Raw genomic sequence first — 16,482 nt, forward strand, 5'->3', positions numbered from 1 at the left:
CCGCCGTCCGACTACCTGGTCCGGGCCCGCAGCGGCGGGCCCGCGCGTATGCCGAGTTCCTGGAGTGTTTGTGATGCGCCCTCGTGTGTGGTGCGGTGTGCTGGGCCTGCTGGCCCTGTCGGCGACGGCCTGCGGCAGCAGCGGAGCCCCGAAGGCGGACAGCCCCGAAGCGTCCGGATCGACCGCCGGTTTCCCCGTGAGCGTCGCCGACTGCGAGGGGGCGAAGACGACGTTCGACTCCGCTCCTCGGCGGATCGTGACGAGCAACGCGTCGGCCCTGGAGACGCTGCTGTGGCTCGGCGCGGGCGACCGGGTCGCCGGTACGGGGTTCCCGCCCGGCAAGGGCACGATGCCCGCCGCGCTGGCGGAGCGGGCGGCGAAGGTGCCGGTGCTGGGGAAGACGGTGATCCCGAAGGAGAAGCTGCTCGGCTCGGGGGCGGACGTCTATATCGACTCGTTCTCGTCGATGAAGAACATGAGCGGCGCGGGCGACGCCCCGACGCCGCGGGAGTTCGCGGCCGCGGGCATCAAGCACGTCTTCCTGCGCTCGTCGGCGTGTGCCGCCGCGCAGAAGGGGCCGCGCACGGACCTGTCGGGGGTGACCGCCGACATCGAGGAGCTGGGGAAGATCACCGGGACCTCGCGGCGCGCCGCCGAGCTGGTCGCCGGGATGCGGAAGAAGACGGAGGCCGTGCGCGACGCGCTGAAAGACGTACCGCCGGACAAGCGGCCGACGTACTTCTACTTCGACTTCGACGCCGGCACCAAGCAGCCGCTGGCCGTGTGCGGCAAGCAGGTGGCCAACGCCGTGATCACGCAGGCGGGGGCACGCAACGTCTTCGGCGACTGCGACGGGGACTTCAAGCCGGTCGGCTGGGAGGACGTGGTGGCGAAGAACCCGGACTGGATCCAGCTCGGCGTGCGCAACCGGGGCGGCGAGGCGGCGAACGAGAAGGCGTTCGACGAGGCCGCGGAGTTTCTGCGCACCTTCCCGGCGACGAAGGGCCTCACAGCCGTCAAGGAGAACCGCTTCCTGCGGATCGGCGCGGAGCGCACCACGATCGGCGGGGTGCGCAGCGCGGACACGGTGCGGGACATCGCGCACACGATCCACCCGGACCGGGTGAAGTAGATGGCGGCGACCGCCGCGCTCTCCGGGGAGCAGCAGCGGGAGAGCGGCGTACGGACCGTACGGGCCGGCTGGGCGGCCGCGGGACTGGGCGCGGCGCTGCTCGTCGCGCTCATCGCGTCGGTGTGTCTGGGGTCGACTCAGGTGCCGCTGGGCGAGGTGTGGTCGGCGGTGGCGCGCGGGGTGACGGGGCGCGACCCGGCGCCTGGCACCCAGGACCTGATCGTGTGGCAGCTGCGGCTGCCGCGGGCCCTGCTGGCGGCGCTGGTCGGGGCGGGGCTGGGCCTGGTGGGGACGGCCGTGCAGGCGCTCGTGCGCAATCCGCTGGCCGACCCGTATCTGCTGGGCATCTCCAGCGGCGCGTCGCTGGGCGCGGTCGCCGCGATCGTGCTCGGCGTGGGCGCGGGCGGCGCGCTCGGGCTCGGGCTGTCCTCGGCGGCGTTCGTCGGGGCGCTGGCGGCGTTCGCGCTGGTCTGGGCGATGGCGCGGCGCGGCGGCGGGTTCTCGCCGCTGCGCCTCGTACTGGCGGGCGTGGGCATCGGACAGTTCCTGTCCGGGTTCACCAGCTATCTGGTCCTTCAGGCGGGGGACGAGCAGCAGACGCGCGGCGTCCTGTTCTGGCTGATGGGCTCGCTGGGCGGCGCCCAGTGGGCCACCCTCGCGCTGCCCGCGGCTGCCGTGCCGCTGGGGCTCGCGGTGCTGCTGGGACGGGCCCGCGCGCTCAACGCCCTGCTGATGGGCGATGAGACCGCGGCCGGACTCGGCGTGGACGTGACGCGGCTGCGGCGCGAGCTGTTCGTCACGACGAGCGTGCTGACCGGGGTACTGGTGTCGGTGTCCGGGGCGATCGGTTTCGTGGGGCTGATGGTGCCGCACGCCTGCCGGATGGTGGTGGGCGGCGACCACCGGCGGCTGCTGCCGATCTCCGCGCTGTTCGGCGCGGTGCTGCTGGTGGTGGTCGACCTGGTGGCCCGTACCGCCCTGTCCGACCAAGAGCTGCCGGTGGGCGTGGTCACCGCGATGGTCGGCGCGCCCACGCTGCTGTATCTGCTGGACCGGCGACTGGAGCGGTCATGAGAGGAGAACGGTCATGAGGGGGGAAGCCGTCACGAGGGGCGAAACGGTCATGAGGCTCGCGGTCGAGGACCTGGATGTGTCGCTGTCCGGGCGCGAGGTGGTCTCCGGCGTCAGCCTCCTCGCCGCCGAGGGGGAGATCGCGGGGCTGGTGGGGCCCAACGGGAGCGGCAAGTCGACCGTGCTGCGCACCGTGTACCGCCATCTCGCGCCGCGGGCCGGCCGGGTGCTGCTGGACGGCACGGACCTGCGTTCGCTGTCGGCGGCGGAGTCGGCCCGGCGGATCGCCGCGCTCCCCCAGGAGCGCGGCGGCGACTTCGAGCTGACGGTCCGCGAAGTGGTCGCGATGGGCCGTACGCCCTACAAGCGGGCGTTCGCGGCGGAGGACCGCGCCGACGCGGACGCCGTGGCCGCGGCGCTGGAGCGGGTGGGGATGGCCGAGGCGGTCCGGCGGCGGTTCTCCGCGCTGTCGGGCGGCGAGCGGCAGCGGGTGCTGCTGGCACGGGCCCTCGCCCAGGACCCCCGGGTGCTGGTCCTGGACGAGCCGACCAACCACCTCGACGTACGGCACCAGGTGGAGCTGCTCACGCTGCTGCGCGATCAGGGCCGTACGACGCTGATCGCGCTGCACGACCTCAACGCCGCGGCGTCCGTGTGCGACCGGCTGCATGTGCTGCGCTGCGGCACGGTGCTGGCCTCCGGCCCGCCCCGCGACGTCCTCACGCCGGAGCTGCTGGCCGAGGTGTTCGGGGTGCGGGCGGCGGTGGTGGACCATCCGCTGACCGGGGACCCGCTGATCGCCTTCGACCACAGGGCGGTGGCGGCTCTCTGAGGGGTACCGCGGCGCGGGTCACTCCGCGTAGTGGCTGGGGCGGCCGTCCCGCAGGACGAGCCGCCCCAGCCGTTCCGCGTCGACGCGCCGCATCAACGCGGCGCTGCCGTCCCGCCGTCGCAGGACGGTGGAGTGCCACGGCGTGGCCCAGGCGTCGGCGGACTCCAGGAGGCGGATGCCGAACTTGGCCGCGCCCGGCCGCTGCGGATGGATCGACAGCCGTACGGACCGGGGGTGCCGGACGGCGATGAGGTCGCCCCAGGCACGGCTGCGGGCGATGACGCCGTACGCGCGGGCCCGGCAGTCGCGTTGGAGCGCGGACCGGCTGCCGGTGTGGCCCGTGGTGTCCTCGACGAGGAAGCGCGTGATGCCCCGGTAGAGGCGGGTCGTCTCCTCGTCGGTGCGGGTCAGGACCCGCAGGGCGGCGAGCTCCGGCGCGTACTCGTCGGTCGCCCGCGACCGCATCTCGTCGTACTGGCTGTACTGGCTGGACTGGCCGTACTCGCCGCGCCAGTCGTACTGACCGTGCTCGCCGCACCGGTCGTATGCGTCGTGTTCGCCGCGCCGGCCCCGCCGGACGTCTTCGCCGCGTTCGCCGTCTTCGCCGCGTTCGCCGTCTTCGCCGTGTTCGCCGTACGCCTCGTGCGGGAGGTCGCCGTAGACCTGGCGCAGGTCGAAGGTGTCGAGGTGGCGCAGGTCCGCGCGGCGGATCATGGCGCGCAGGGCGTCCCCGTACGCGTCGATGTGCGCGTCGGGCACGTTGATGAGGTCGCCGAAGATATGGCCGTCGGAGCAGATGAGCATCCGCGCGCCGGGCCCGTAGATCTCGCCGACACGGGCGCAGAGCCGGTCGAGGAAGGCCAGGGAGAGCCGTTCGCCCTCGTCGGGGAGGTGGCCGAGGACCTTGGCCGGGTTGGGCGACTTGCAGGGGAAGCCGGGGAGGGTGAAGAGGACCGGCTCGCCGGCCTCCGTGAACTGGCGTATCTGCGCGAGCTGTTCGGGGTACTCGTCCGGCCGCCCGGAGACGGGGGCCGGGTCCGTGGTGCGGTGGTACGGAAGGAGGAGGCCGAGGATGCGGGCCTCCAGGGAAGCGGGCGCCGCTGTGCCGCCGGGCACCCGGTCGCGACGCGGCCGCGGGTCGTCGTACCTCAGCCGGTCACCCACGAGGGCACGCGGGCCGGGGCCGGTCGAAGGCGACGGACAGTTCGTTCACACCGCGTCCCAGCACGGCCGGAATCCACTCGACGTCCTCGTCGGGGACGGCGAGCCGCAGGCCCGGCAGCCGGTCCAGCAACGTGCCCAGGGCGACCTGGAGTTCGACGCGCGCGAGGGACGCCGCCGGGCAGAAGTGGATGCCGTGGCCGAAGGCCAGGTGGGGGCCCTGCGCCCGGTCGAGGTCCAGGGTGTCGGGGTCGGGGAAGCGCGCGGGGTCGCGGTTGGCGGCGCAGAGGGAGACGATCACGGAATCGCCGGCCGGTACGCGCGTACCGTGCAGATCGGCGTCCTCGGCCAGGAAACGCCAGGTGGTCAGCTCGAAAGCCGAGTCGTAGCGGAGCAGTTCCTCGACGGCGCGGGCGAGCAGTTCCGTGTCCCCTCTGCCGGCGCGCAGCCGGTCGAGGGCCTCCGGGTGGCGGAAGAGTGCCATGAGGGCGGTGGTGATCTGGTTGGTGACGGGCTCCTGGCCCGCGACGAGGAGCTGGAAGATCATCGAGTCCAGCTCCTCCCCCGTCAGTTCGCCCTCTCCATGGGCGGCCACAAGGCGGCTGAGCAGATCGTCCTGCGGAAGCGCGCGCTTATAAGCGACGATGTCCGCGATAAACCCCTGGAGCCCGCTCAATAGCGCCTCGTACGCGTTCCGGCCGGGGTCCTCCGGCCCCACGGGCTGCACGGCCTTGCCCCATTCGCGGCGGAAGCGGGCCGCGAGCACCTGCGGCAGGCCGATGACCTCGGCGAGCGCCTGGAAGGGGAAGCGGGCGGCGAAGCAGGCCACGAGGTCCGTGCCGTTCGCGTCGGCGGGCAGTTCGTCGAGGAGCGCGTCCGCGAGTTCCTGGAAGCGGGGGCGCAGTTCCTCCGCACGGCGGGGCGCGAACGCGTCGAGGACCAGCCGTCTCATCCGGGTGTGCGCGGGCGGGTCCTGGTGCAGGAGGTGGACCTGGAGCTGCGAGTGCTGGGGCTCGGGCATGATCGAGGCACGGGCGCGCCAACGGTCGTTGCCCAGGTCGTGGTTCTTGCCGAGGCGGCTGTCGGACAGGGCCTGCTGGGCGGCGCGGTGGCCGGTGACGAGCCAGGCGTCGACGCCGCTGGGGAAGCGCACCCGGTGCACGGGGCCGGCGGCGCGCAGCTCCTCGTATATCGGGTAGGGGTCGCGCTTGTAGGCGCGGCCGTAGAGGGGGAAGGGGTCCGGCAGGGGCACGGTGGGCTCTCCTCGCTGCGTTGCGACGGCTGTGCTGTGACCACCGGGTTCGCGAGCACCGAGCAGTGACCGCCGAGTCGTGGGTGGACCCCTGAGAAGTCGTACGGGGACGGGCCCGGGTTCCGGGGAATTTCGCGGCCGGAGGCGTCGCCACGGGCCCCGCCGCGCGTCTTCGATCTCCAGGTAGTCGGCTGCGGGAGCCCGCTGGTTCCCGGGCGCGAAAGGGACAATCCTCACGCGCCGAGAAGGGCGTTCAGCGGCTCCCGCGGCCCTCGCGCCGTGCCACGATGCGGCGATGACAGCACGTCACAACAGTCCGTACGCACTCCTCGCCGGATTCGCCCTGCTGCTCGCCGCGATGTTCGGCGTCGCCTACGCGGTGGGATCGGCCGTCGGGCCCGTGGCCCCCGGCATGCACGGCAGCGGCGGCTCCGGTTCCGGCGGTTCGGGCGGCGGCATGGACGGCATGCAGAACATGGGCGCGCCCATCCCGGAGGCCGCCCGATGAGCGCGGGGACCACGGCGGACGCCACGACGGAACTGGCGGTCGGCGGCATGACATGCGCCGCCTGCGTGGGCCGGGTGGAGAAGAAGCTCGGGCGGGTGGAAGGGGTCAGCGCGACCGTCAACCTCGCGACGGGACGGGCACGGGTGAGCCACCCGGCCACGGTGAGCCCGGCCGAACTCGTCGCCGTCGTGGAGGCGGCGGGATTCACCGCCCGCCGCTTGGAACCGGAGCGGCGGCAGAGCTCGGAGAGCCGCCCGGACCCCACCGCGGAGACCGGTGCCGACGAACGGACCCGGCTGCTGGTCACGGCGGTGCTGGCGGTGCCGGTCCTGGTGCTGTCCATGGTCCCGTCCTGCCAGTTCGACAACTGGCAGTGGCTCTGCTTCGTGCTGGCCGCACCGGTCGCCGCCTGGGGAGCGTGGCCCTTCCACGCCAAGGCGCTGCGCGGCCTGCGGCACGGCGGCGCGACCATGGACACGCTGGTGTCGCTGGGCGTGCTGGCCTCGTTCCTGTGGTCGGCGTACGCGCTGTTCCTCGGCGGCGCCGGGCAGCCGGGGATGCGGATGCCGTTCACGCTCGTGCCGTCGGCGACGGGCGGCGTCGCCGACGTGTATCTGGAAGCGGTCGTCGGCGTACCGCTGTTCGTGCTGACCGGCCGGATGCTGGAGGGGCGCGCCCGGCGAGCCACCGGCAGCGCGCTGCGGGCGCTCGCCTCGCTCACCGTCAAGGAGGTCGTCGTACGGGCCGCCGACGGCGCGGAACGCAGCGTGCCCATCGAGGAGTTGCGGGTCGGCGACCGTTTCGTCGTACGGCCCGGGGAACGGGTCGCGACCGACGGTGTGATCACCGAGGGCGGCTCGGCGCTGGACATGGCCCTGGTCACGGGCGAGAGCGCGCCGGTGGAGGTCGGGCCCGGCTCGGCCGTCGTCGGCGGGGCCGTCAACTCCGGCGGGCTGCTGGAGGTGCGCGCCGAGGCGGTCGGCGCGGACACCCGCCTCGCGCGCATCGCGCGGCTGGTGGAGGACGCGCAGACCGGCAAGGCGCGCGTGCAGCGGCTCGCCGACGCCGTCGCCGGCGTCTTCGTCCCCGCGGTCCTCGCCGTCGCCGTCACCGTGCTGGGCTTCTGGCTGGGCGCGGGCGCGGACCCGCAGGCCGCCGTCACGGCGGCCGTGGCCGTGCTCGTCGTCGCCTGCCCCTGCGCCCTCGGCCTGGCCACCCCCACCGCCCTGCTCGCGGCCACCGGCCGGGGCGCGGGGCTGGGCATCCTCGTCAGCGGGCCGCAGGCCCTGGAGGGGCTGCGGCGGGCGGACACGGTCGTGCTGGACAAGACGGGCACGCTGACGGTCGGTTCGATGTCCGTCACAAAGGTGACGGCGCGCGCCGACGGCGTGGAAGAGGCGGCGGCGCTGCGCCTGGCGGGCGCGGCCGAGGAGGGTTCGGAGCACCCGGTGGGCCGCGCGATCGCCGCCCACGCCCGCCGCACCCTCCCCGAACCGCTCCCGCGCGTCGAACACTTCACCGCTGCGGCGGGCCTCGGAGTCATCGGTCTGGTCGACGGGCGCCGTGTCGAGGTGGTGCGGCCGGACGCCGGGGTCGCGGTCGCGGGTCGGCCGTCGGGCGACGGGGCGGCCGACACACTGTCGCGGGAAGCCGGTCCCCGGGCCGGCTCCCAGGCCGGTCCCCGGGTCGGTTCCGAGGCCGGTTCCGAGACCGGACCCCAAGCCGGTCCCCAGGACGGCTCCCCGGACGGAAGCGGGAACAGAAGCGGCAGCGGGCCGGCGGGCGACCGGGGCGCGGAGTCCGGCACCGCGTCATCGGGTGTGCCGCTCCACGGCCCGGCGGGGGAAAAACTCCCCGCCGAGCTGGTCGAGGCCGTACGGGCCGCAGAGGCCGCCGGGCGTACGGCCGTACTCGTGCGGGCGGACGGGCGGGCCGAGGCGGTCATCGCGCTCGGGGACCAGTTGCGGCCGGGCAGTTACCGGGCCGTCGACCACCTCAAACGGCTCGGGCTGCGGCCCGTGCTCGCCACCGGCGACAGCGACGCCACCGCGCACGCCGTCGCCGGCGAGCTGGGGATCACCGAGGTCCACCCGCGGTCCACGCCGGAGAGCAAGGCCGAGCTCGTACGGGCGCTGCGCGCGAGCGGGCGGCGCGTCGCCGTGGTCGGCGACGGGGTCAACGACGCGGCGGCGCTGGCCGGGGCCGATCTGGGAATCGCGATGGGCGGCGGCACGGACGCCGCCATCGGGGCGGCCGATGTGACGCTCGTACGCGAGGACATGCGCGCCCTCGCCGACGCGGTGCGGCTGGCGCGCCGCACGCTGGGGACCGTACGGGCCAACCTGGCCTGGGCGTTCGGCTACAACCTCGTCACCGTCCCGCTGGCCGCGGTCGGCCTGCTCAACCCGATGGTCGCGGCGGCCGCGATGTCCGTCAGCTCGCTGCTCGTCGTCGGCAACAGCCTCCGGCTGCGCGGTTGGCAGCCGACGGCCTCCCGCGGCACGGCGGGCAGCGCCGTGCCGGTCGGCGGCTCCGGGCGGGCCCGGCCATACGGTACGGGCCCGGACCGCGCCCGTACGAGCACCCGAGGAGGCTCCCGGTGACCGCGAACACGCCCACGACGACGGCCGCGACGACGGCCACGACCACGACGGCGACCTCGGATGCGACCATGACCGCGACCACGGGCGCCGAAGCGCCGAACACCGCCCCCGCTCCCCTGTGGCGGGCCCTCGCGCCCGCCGTCCGTGCCGCCCTGGTCCCCGTCGCGGCCTTCGCCGTCGCACTCGGCGGGCTCGGGGCGTGGGCGGCGTCCGGGGCGGCCGGCAGTCCGGCCGAACTGGAGGTGACCGGCGGCCGGATGCTCGTACCGTTCGACGGCGGCGAGACCGCCGCGTTCTTCCAGGTGCGCAACACGGGCGGCGCGGACGACGAACTGCTGCGGGTCGAGGTCCCTTCCGCGCAGGAGGCGATGCTCAGCCGGAACGTCGAGCGGAAGGGCGCCGGCACGATGGAGATGGTCGGCTCGGCGCCCGTACCGGCGGGCGGCGAGCTGGAGATGTCGCACAGCGGCCTCGACATCATGGTGCGGGGCCTGCCGAAGGCCCGCGTCGGCGACCGCGTGCCGTTCGTGCTGCACTTCCGCGAGAGCGGCGCGGTCCGGGTCGACGCCGAGGTGGTACGGGCCGGAAGCTGACGGCAAGTTCGTACGGGCCGGGGCCGAGGGAACACACAGGGCCGGGGGCCACGGGCGTGCCCGTGGCCCCCGGCCCGTCCTCTCTCAGCTCACCCGTCCTCTCTCAGCTCGCCTGGGCGAGCGCCGGGAGGCGCGCCACCGCCTGTTCGGCTGTCGCCAGTTGCCCGATGAGGACCTCGCGGGCCCGCGCCACGCGCGAGCGCACGGTGCCGACGGGGCAGCCCACCACGACGGCGGCCTCGGCGTACGGCAGCCCCAGCAGCTGGGTCAGTACGAACGCCTCGCGCCGCTCGTACGGCAGCCGGTCCAGGAGCAGCGAGAGCGCCACCCCTTCGTCGAAGCCGGGGAGCGCCGGGGACTGGGTGCGTTCGGCCGCCCCCTGCCAGTCGTCGGTGTCGGCGAGGCGTGGCCGGGCCGCGTTGAACCGGAGCCGGTCCACGACCGTACGACGGGCGATGGCCAGCAGCCAGGTGCGCGCGGACGAGCGGCCCTCGAAGCGCGGCAGCGCGCTCAGCGCGCGCAGATACGTCTCCTGGACCAGGTCGTCCGCGCCCTGCGGGTCGCCGCTGAGCCGCGCCACATAGCGCCGGACATCGTTCTGGGTGGCGCGGATGAAGCGGTCCACGGCCTCCGAGTCCCCGCCGCGCGCCGCGAGCGCCCAGGCGGTCACCGTTTCGTCGTCACGCACGGCCGCCTCCCCCGGTGGGCGCGGGCCGCTTCGGACCGGCGACGATGTGGGGGTGGACTGCTGTGACGCCCGTACCGCCATTTCCGCCCGCGCCGACGGCGAGGCGCTGCCCCCGGGAGTGCCGGGGGCAGCGCTCGACGCGCACGTACGGGGGTGTGAGCCGTGCCGCCGCTTCGGCGAGGGGGTGCGGCGGCTCAAGGAGCTCGCCGCCGGTCTCGACGGGGCGAGGGCGTGGGACGGGATGTGAAGCGAGGGGTGGGCCGAGGGGGGTGCCGAGCCGTCGAACGGCCCGTGTCAGGGCAGGGGTCATCGCCCTGGGTCCTTCCTGGAATCCGGGCGCCCGGCCGTGGGGGCGGGGCGCGCCGGTGATGTGGTGATCCGGTCGCGTGGTGCGTGCCGTCAGCCGACGGCGGCGCGGACCGGTGGGCCACGGGTGGCGAGGACATGGGCGTAGAGCAGCTGCCGCAGCCGCTGTGCCGCGCGTGCGCGTTCGCCGTCGGAGCGCCGTATTCGGGGCGCCGGGCGGGTCGGCGGGGCGTCGTCGAAGAGGACGAGGAGCGGTGCGAACAGCCGCGCCGTGAGGGCGCGGCCGAGCCGGAAGGCCGCCTGTTCGCCGCCGCACAGCCACATGGCGGAGACGAGGGCGACCAGGACGTGCGCGGACCACATGCCGAGCGCGCCGTGCCCCATGTGATGCATCGTGGCGTGCGCGGAGAGCGAGGCGGGCGCGTCCGGTGAGTTCATCGCCGCCATGGCGGCGTCGGCGGCGGGCATGGCGTGCCCCGCGCCCATGGTGTGCGGCATGCCGGCGGCCGCGCTCGTACTGGCCACGTTCTGCGCGAGGGCGAAGAAGGAGTGCAGGCCGGACTGGGCGCCCACGGTGGCGAGCGTGACCAGCAGCGGGCCGCGCTCGCGGCCGGCCATGAACCAGGCCAGGCCGCCGGTCCCGCTCAGCGCGCCGCCGATCGCCCACCACGGGACGGCGGCGCCGGACATGACCGCGTGGCCCAGAGCCGCGAGCAGCACGCAGACCGCCGCGAACACGATGGCCCGCAGCGCCCGTAGTCCGTGCCCCGCTTCCATGGGCTCATCGTTGCACTCGGGTCGGACAGTGCGACGCCGGGGGCGTGCGGGGGCCGGTGACGGCCGTCGGCCGGGGGCCCCGAAGCTGCCGCGGGCGCCGCCGTCGACGGCAGGGCGCGTCGAGGGGCGCGGCTCCGCCCCGCACCGTCCGCCCGGCGGTACGAGGCGGTGGACCGGCGGCTCGGGGGAAGTGACCGGCGGCCCGGGGTCCCGTCGCGCCATGTGGGACTCGCCTCAGTGAGTGAACCGCTGCCCGCTGCCGGGCGGGAGCGTGTGCGGCGATGGTGCGCGGGTGCGGCGCGCACACCCCGTGTGAATCGGTCAGGCCCGCGTATGCCGGTCCGGCAGCCAGGCGGCGCTGCTCTTGTCGCCGACGCGGGTGCCGATGGCTCCTTTGAGCACGGAGAGGACCGCGGGGAGCGCGGCGACGGCGGCGGCTTTGAGCGCGGAGACGCTGGTGAGGTCGAACCCGCCGGCCATCAGCAGGCCGAGGAAGGTGGTCACGTACGCCGTGACGGTGCGTTCGGCGATGTCGGCGAGGGTCTTCGCGGTGGCCACCGGGGTGTTCGGCATGGTCTCTTCCCTTCGGATGAGGAAGAAGGCGGGAAACGGGCAGGAGAGGACCGGGCGCGAGTCGTACGAGGGGCGGGCCGGGGAAGCTGGGCCGGGGGTGCGTACTCGCAGCGTGGGGGCGTGCGTACGGGGCCGCAAGAGTCGCGGGGCGGGGGCATGTGGGGGCTTGTTCTTCCTCTTGCGGGGCAGCCGCCCGACAGGGAATGTGGGCGGCAAGGAGGGATCATGACCGCGACCGTGTGCATGCAGCACGGCTTCCGCGCGAGCGCGCCGGCCCGTCGGCTGCGGCCCTGTGCGGAGCAGTGCCCGAACTGCGGAGGGCAGCTCGCCGTGAACCAGGACGGCTGGAAGATCTGCCACGGCTGCGGATACGCCTCACCGCCCGGTTACGCGCCCTCTCCGCGCGGCGTCACCGGCAGTATCGTCGACAGCGAGGCTGCCGAACGTTGCGGAGGGTCCCCGTGGTCAACCCATGGCTCGCGCTGGCGGCGGACGCGGATCCCGCCGAAAGCCGCCGTGCGGTCCGCTGCGCGCACGAGGAGTTCCTCGCCAGGGGCTCGGTCGGCCCGCAGGTACGGCGGGTGGTCGCCGACTCCTGGCGGCGCTGCGCCCGTTCGCGGTCGGCGACGGAGGCCGTCGCGCCGATCGACCTGAGCGACGGCGAGTTGGCGGAGTACCGCCGGGCGCATCCGCTGGCGGGGGCGATGCCGCTGGTCAGGGAGTTGCTGGGGTCCGTGGCCGACGAGGGCGCGTATCTGCTGGCGGTGTGCGACGAGTACGGGCGCATGCTGTGGGTGGAGGGGCACGCCGGGGCGCGGGGCCGGGCCGAGGCGATGAACCTGGTCGCGGGCGGCCGCTGGGACGAGCGGCACGCGGGCACCAACGGTCCGGGCACGGCGCTCGCCACGGACCACGCGGTGCAGATCTTCACCACCGAGCACTACAACCGGGTGGTGCAGCCGTGGACCTGCGCCGCCGCCCCGGTCCACGACCCGGTGAGCGGGCGGCTGCTGGGCGCGGTGGACATCTCCGGCGGCGACCATCTGGCGGGGCCGTACAGCCTGGCGCTGGTCCAGGCGACGGCCCGCGCGGCGGAGGCGCAGCTGTCGGCCGCGCCCCGCGCGGAGCGGGACTTCCTGACGGCGCTGGGCCGTGACGAGGCGCTGCTGTCGATCGGCGGCCGGCGGCTGCGGCTGGGCCGGCGGCACAGCGAGATCATGGTGCTGCTGGCGTGCCGCCCGGAGGGCCTGACGGGTGATCAGCTGGCGCTGGAGCTGTACGGGGAGCGTCCGGTCGACCCGGTGACGCTGCGCGCGGAGCTCTCCCGGCTGCGCCGCTTGGTGGGCCCGCTGCTCGTCTCACGCCCGTACCGGCTCTGCGCACCGCTGCGCACGGACGTGGCCGCGGCGGCCGAGGAACTGGCGGACGGCGCGCTGCACGCCGTGTCGCGTACGTACCGGGGCCCGCTGCTGCCGTCGTCGGAGGCGCCGGGCGTGCGCCGGGCGCGGTGCGTCCTGGAGGACGGGGTGCGCCGGGCGCTGCTGGCGGCGCGCGACCCGTATCTGCTGCGGTGGTGGGCGGAGTCGCCGTGGGGCGAGGACGACCTCGAGGTGAGCGAGGCGCTGCTGGGGGTGCTGGCGGCGCGGGCGCCGGGCCGGGAGGCGGTGGCGGCGCGGACGGGAAGGCTGAGGGAGGCGTACGGGGTGGGCGGGGCGGACGCGCGTCGAACGCCCCTTGGCTGAGAGGAGATCCGGCTGACGGACCGACCTCCGCCACACCCGGCTGACGCGCCGACACCTGCCTGACGCGCCGACAGCTGACCGACGCGCCGACAGCTGACCGACGCGCTGGCATCTGACCGACGTGCTGACGCCCGACTGACACCCGACTGACGTCGGACGCAACGTCCGTGCAACGTCCCGCTCCCTAGCCTCCTGCTCGCAGCGCCGTTCGCGATGGAGCGGGCGGCAGACCGATCGGAGGCCGCACTAGATGACTCGTTACGCCAGCCCTGGTTCCGCAGACGCGATCGTCTCCTACAGCTCGCGGTACGACCACTGGATCGGCGGCGAGTACGTGCCGCCCAAGCAGGGCCGGTACTTCGAGAACCCGACGCCCGTCAACGGCCAACCGTTCACCGAGATCGCGCGGGGCACGGCCGAGGACGTCGAGCACGCGCTGGACGCCGCCCATGCCGCGGCCCCGGCCTGGGGCCGTACCGCCCCGGCCGAGCGGGCGACGGTGCTGAACCGGATCGCGGACCGGATGGAGGCGAACCTCGAAGCGCTCGCGGTCGCGGAGTCCTGGGAGAACGGCAAGCCCGTACGGGAGACGCTGGCGGCGGACATCCCGCTGGCGATCGACCACTTCCGGTACTTCGCGGGGGCGATCCGGGCCCAGGAGGGCAGCCTCTCGGAGCTCGACGAGGACACAGTCGCGTACCACTTCCACGAGCCGCTGGGCGTCGTGGCGCAGATCATCCCGTGGAACTTCCCGATCCTGATGGCCGCGTGGAAGCTCGCGCCGGCCCTGGCCGCGGGCAACGCCGTGGTCCTCAAGCCCGCGGAGCAGACGCCCGCCTCGCTCCACTACTGGATGGGGCTGGTGGCGGATCTGCTGCCGCCGGGCGTGGTCAATATCGTGAACGGCTTCGGCGTCGAGGCGGGCAAGCCGCTCGCGTCCAGCCCGAGGATCGCGAAGGTCGCCTTCACCGGGGAGACCACGACGGGCCGCCTGATCATGCAGTACGCGTCGGAGAACCTGAAGCCCGTCACCCTGGAACTCGGCGGCAAGAGCCCGAACATCTTCTTCGACGACGTGTCGTCGGCGGACGACGACTTCCTCGACAAGGCGCTCGAAGGCTTCACGATGTTCGCCCTGAACCAGGGCGAGGTCTGTACGTGCCCGTCCCGCGCCCTGATCCAGCAGGGCCACTACCGCACCTTCATGGACGCGGCGGTGGCCCGCACCGAGGCGATCGTGCCGGGCCACCCGCTGGACACGGACACGATGATCGGCGCCCAGGCGTCCAACGACCAACTGGAGAAGATCCTCTCCTACTTGGACATCGGAAAGCAGGAAGGCGCCCGCATCCTCACCGGCGGCGCCCGCGCCGACCTCGGCGGCGACCTCGCGGGCGGCTACTACGTCCAGCCCACGATCTTCGAGGGCGACAACCGCATGCGCGTCTTCCAGGAGGAGATCTTCGGCCCGGTCGTGGCCGTGGCCCCCTTCGCCGACTTCGACGACGCCGTCAAGACCGCCAACGACACCCTCTACGGTCTCGGCGCCGGCGTCTGGACCCGCAACGGCACCCTCGCCTACCGCGCCGGCCGCGCCATCCAGGCCGGCCGCGTCTGGACCAACTGCTACCACGCCTACCCGGCCCACGCCGCCTTCGGCGGCTACAAGCAGTCGGGCATCGGCCGCGAGAACCACAAGATGATGCTGGACCACTACCAGCAGACGAAAAATCTTCTGGTGTCGTACTCGCCGAAGAAACTGGGCTTCTTCTAGAGGCTCGTAGAACAGCCCCTGACTGGCTGTTCGCCGGTCAGGGGCCCTTCACTCGTTCGGTTCGACGCGGCGCGGCGCGGCGCGCGCATTCGGCCGGGCCCACGCCGGAGTGCAGCCAGAAAGAGATCCCGGCGTGCCGAAGGTCGTAGGGCCGCTTGGCCAGGCCGGAGGTGAGTTCCGTACGGGTCAGAACGCACTTCCGCGCTCGCGCCCACGTCATCGGGTATCCGAGCCATGCATGTCGACGGCCACAGGGCGAACGTTGCCCGATGCGGCACCAGCGCCTTGGCGATGTCCCGCTCGGCGTACGGCGCCGGTGATCTTCCTGGGGACGCCGGGCCGCGGATCATCGCACAAGCCGTACAGTCCCCGCTCAATAATGCACCGTCGCCAGGTGCGGAGCATGTCCGAGGCGATTCGCAGCCGGCGTGACACCTTCACAGCCGAGTGCCCTTCGGTGCACTCCAGCACGATCCGCGACCGCTGGGTCAGGGCCTGAGCCGTCGTACGCCAACGCAACCAGCCCTCCATCACGGTCCGCTGGGCATCAGCCGGAAGGCAGGGTGCGGAGGATCACCGTGTCGGCAGGGGGTCGGCAAAGGGCTGCTCGTCGCCGACGAAGTGGTATCCCCACCGCGCGTAGCGCCGCCGACCGTAGCGTGGCGGCGTCGACGAGCGGCGTGGCGCGCTGTTGCGGCCGATCATTGAGCAACCCGCAGCGCCGCTTGCCTCCCGCCAGGCTTCCGTCGGCGCTGAGCGTAACCTGACCCCCTGAATTTGGGGATACTCCCGCTGCTTCGCCTGCACCACTCTCGTACGTGAGGCGCCCGCAGGCTCTACGACCTGCACAACAAAGCGCCGCATACGACGGGCAGTTCAGCCCGGAGACGAGGTAGGGGAAAGATGGGATCCAAAATAGAACAGGCGAATGAGGCCGCTGGAGTGGCAGCGGTCAGGACAGAGCCCGCTTCGGAGACGGCGGAGGCCGCCGCCTCGGGAGCGTGGTACGCCTTCTTCAGGGCGCACCGCATCTTCAATCAGCGAATCAACATTCCGGTCGTCCCCGGCAGCCTGCTGTGGGTGTCCCTAACGGAGTGCGTGCCCGGCAGCAATACCCCGTTCCTGGGGTCAGCGACCATGCACACCTACAACGTGGTTCCCTTCGACGGCTACATGATGCTGCGCGGGGAGATCGACTGGGATGACGACCTTCTGATCCGCGCCAGCATTTACATAGGTTGATTCGGCGGCCGGGGCGGCATGCTTCCGACGTGCTGCCGTCCCGCTTGTCGCCCGTGTTCTTCGGAGATCCCGACGGCCCTGCGCTCGCCCCGGGCCGGAGGGACAGGTTCTGCTGAACGGGCGACAGGCGAGACCGGGCCGGCCCAGCATCCCCGGGACGACTGGCCGGAGGAGATACGGCAGCGGCCGGACCGGTGTTTCGGGCAGCTTCGGCTTATCCGTCTTCGG

15 protein-coding genes and 1 pseudogene are annotated in these 16,482 nt (G+C 73.6%); 10 read left to right on the forward strand and 6 right to left on the reverse strand.

Annotated elements, in window-relative coordinates; all coding sequences use genetic code 11:
* The first annotated feature begins 73 nt into the window (after positions 1–73).
* From AB0I49_RS06995 to AB0I49_RS07005, 3 genes are read left to right on the forward strand one after another with little or no spacing between them, the layout of a single operon-like run.
* Positions 74–1,132 carry an ABC transporter substrate-binding protein gene (locus AB0I49_RS06995; RefSeq protein ID WP_363225780.1) on the forward strand — a complete coding sequence of 353 codons (1,059 nt, stop codon included), beginning with the start codon at positions 74–76 and terminating at the stop codon, positions 1,130–1,132.
* Positions 1,133–2,206, forward strand: coding sequence for an iron ABC transporter permease (locus AB0I49_RS07000; RefSeq protein WP_363225781.1), 1,074 nt, complete (start codon positions 1,133–1,135; stop codon positions 2,204–2,206). It abuts the gene before it with no gap.
* A 49-nt stretch (positions 2,207–2,255) separates the two neighbouring features.
* Positions 2,256–3,035 (forward strand): ABC transporter ATP-binding protein, encoded by a 780-nt coding sequence (locus AB0I49_RS07005; RefSeq protein ID WP_363226059.1) that lies wholly within the window; start codon positions 2,256–2,258, stop codon positions 3,033–3,035.
* Between the two features lie 18 nt (positions 3,036–3,053).
* On the opposite strand, the gene AB0I49_RS07010 is transcribed toward AB0I49_RS07005, so the two are convergent.
* Together AB0I49_RS07010 and AB0I49_RS07015 are read right to left on the reverse strand one after the other, a co-directional pair.
* The gene (locus AB0I49_RS07010; RefSeq protein ID WP_363226061.1) at positions 3,054–4,151 is read right to left on the reverse strand and encodes an isocyanide synthase family protein; all 1,098 of its coding nucleotides are present in this window, start codon (positions 4,149–4,151) and stop codon (positions 3,054–3,056) included.
* Between the two features lie 40 nt (positions 4,152–4,191).
* Positions 4,192–5,448 carry a cytochrome P450 gene (locus tag AB0I49_RS07015; RefSeq protein ID WP_363225782.1) on the reverse strand — a complete coding sequence of 419 codons (1,257 nt, stop codon included), beginning with the start codon at positions 5,446–5,448 and terminating at the stop codon, positions 4,192–4,194.
* Positions 5,449–5,743: 295 nt separating this feature from the next.
* Here AB0I49_RS07015 and AB0I49_RS07020 point away from each other — a divergent pair, with 295 nt between their 5' ends.
* The 3 genes from AB0I49_RS07020 to AB0I49_RS07030 are packed head-to-tail and all read left to right on the forward strand — an operon-like array spanning position 5,744 to position 9,152.
* Complete coding sequence (locus tag AB0I49_RS07020) at positions 5,744–5,956, forward strand: hypothetical protein (RefSeq protein WP_363225783.1); 213 nt, start codon at positions 5,744–5,746, stop codon at positions 5,954–5,956.
* Positions 5,953–8,559, forward strand: a complete 2,607-nt coding sequence (locus AB0I49_RS07025; RefSeq protein ID WP_363225784.1) for a heavy metal translocating P-type ATPase — start codon at positions 5,953–5,955, stop codon at positions 8,557–8,559. Before AB0I49_RS07020 ends, AB0I49_RS07025 begins: the two co-directional genes overlap by 4 nt.
* Positions 8,556–9,152, forward strand: coding sequence for a copper chaperone PCu(A)C (locus AB0I49_RS07030; protein WP_363225785.1), 597 nt, complete (start codon positions 8,556–8,558; stop codon positions 9,150–9,152). The genes AB0I49_RS07025 and AB0I49_RS07030 overlap by 4 nt, the downstream gene beginning before the upstream one ends.
* A 103-nt stretch (positions 9,153–9,255) precedes the next feature.
* On the opposite strand, the gene AB0I49_RS07035 is transcribed toward AB0I49_RS07030, so the two are convergent.
* Positions 9,256–9,840 carry a sigma-70 family RNA polymerase sigma factor gene (locus AB0I49_RS07035; protein WP_363225786.1) on the reverse strand — a complete coding sequence of 195 codons (585 nt, stop codon included), beginning with the start codon at positions 9,838–9,840 and terminating at the stop codon, positions 9,256–9,258.
* 52 nt (positions 9,841–9,892) lie between these two features.
* On the opposite strand from AB0I49_RS07035, the gene AB0I49_RS07040 reads away from it, so the two are divergent.
* Complete coding sequence (locus AB0I49_RS07040; protein WP_363225787.1) at positions 9,893–10,087, forward strand: zf-HC2 domain-containing protein; 195 nt, start codon at positions 9,893–9,895, stop codon at positions 10,085–10,087.
* Positions 10,088–10,239: 152 nt separating this feature from the next.
* Here the strand turns inward: AB0I49_RS07040 and AB0I49_RS07045 are convergent, their stop codons facing one another.
* Both AB0I49_RS07045 and AB0I49_RS07050 read right to left on the reverse strand, forming a co-directional pair.
* Positions 10,240–10,923: a hypothetical protein gene (locus tag AB0I49_RS07045; RefSeq protein WP_363225788.1), complete on the reverse strand. Its 684-nt coding sequence runs from the start codon at positions 10,921–10,923 to the stop codon at positions 10,240–10,242.
* A 321-nt stretch (positions 10,924–11,244) separates the two neighbouring features.
* Positions 11,245–11,496, reverse strand: a complete 252-nt coding sequence (locus AB0I49_RS07050) for a holin (protein ID WP_363225789.1) — start codon at positions 11,494–11,496, stop codon at positions 11,245–11,247.
* A gap of 461 nt (positions 11,497–11,957) precedes the next feature.
* On the opposite strand from AB0I49_RS07050, the gene AB0I49_RS07055 reads away from it, so the two are divergent.
* A complete protein-coding gene (locus AB0I49_RS07055) occupies positions 11,958–13,238 on the forward strand; it encodes a GAF domain-containing protein (protein WP_363225790.1) in 1,281 nt (426 codons plus the stop codon).
* A 250-nt stretch (positions 13,239–13,488) separates the two neighbouring features.
* Entirely contained in the window at positions 13,489–15,012 is a 1,524-nt protein-coding gene (locus AB0I49_RS07060; protein WP_363225791.1) for an aldehyde dehydrogenase family protein, read from the forward strand.
* Between the two features lie 73 nt (positions 15,013–15,085).
* On the opposite strand, the pseudogene AB0I49_RS07065 reads toward AB0I49_RS07060, so the two are convergent.
* Positions 15,086–15,226, reverse strand: a pseudogene (locus tag AB0I49_RS07065) (integrase); the annotation flags it as partial.
* Positions 15,227–15,954: 728 nt separating this feature from the next.
* Between AB0I49_RS07065 and AB0I49_RS07070 the strand changes: the two are divergent.
* Entirely contained in the window at positions 15,955–16,254 is a 300-nt protein-coding gene (locus tag AB0I49_RS07070; RefSeq protein ID WP_363225792.1) for a hypothetical protein, read from the forward strand.
* The last annotated feature ends 228 nt before the right edge of the window (positions 16,255–16,482 follow it).

It is taken from the genome of Streptomyces sp. NPDC050617, assembly GCF_040654795.1.
GTDB lineage: Bacteria > Actinomycetota > Actinomycetes > Streptomycetales > Streptomycetaceae > Streptomyces.

Excerpts from the sequence above, each read along its gene's own strand:
- AB0I49_RS06995 (WP_363225780.1), top strand. The coding sequence starts at position 74 with ATGCGCCCTCGTGTGTGGTGCGGTGTGCTGGGCCTGCTGGCCCTGTCG.
- AB0I49_RS07000 (WP_363225781.1), top strand. The coding sequence starts at position 1,133 with ATGGCGGCGACCGCCGCGCTCTCCGGGGAGCAGCAGCGGGAGAGCGGC.
- AB0I49_RS07005 (WP_363226059.1), top strand. The coding sequence starts at position 2,256 with ATGAGGCTCGCGGTCGAGGACCTGGATGTGTCGCTGTCCGGGCGCGAG.
- AB0I49_RS07020 (WP_363225783.1), top strand. The coding sequence starts at position 5,744 with ATGACAGCACGTCACAACAGTCCGTACGCACTCCTCGCCGGATTCGCC.
- AB0I49_RS07025 (WP_363225784.1), top strand. The coding sequence starts at position 5,953 with ATGAGCGCGGGGACCACGGCGGACGCCACGACGGAACTGGCGGTCGGC.
- AB0I49_RS07045 (WP_363225788.1), bottom strand. The coding sequence starts at position 10,923 with ATGGAAGCGGGGCACGGACTACGGGCGCTGCGGGCCATCGTGTTCGCG.
- AB0I49_RS07050 (WP_363225789.1), bottom strand. The coding sequence starts at position 11,496 with ATGCCGAACACCCCGGTGGCCACCGCGAAGACCCTCGCCGACATCGCC.
- AB0I49_RS07060 (WP_363225791.1), top strand. The coding sequence starts at position 13,489 with ATGACTCGTTACGCCAGCCCTGGTTCCGCAGACGCGATCGTCTCCTAC.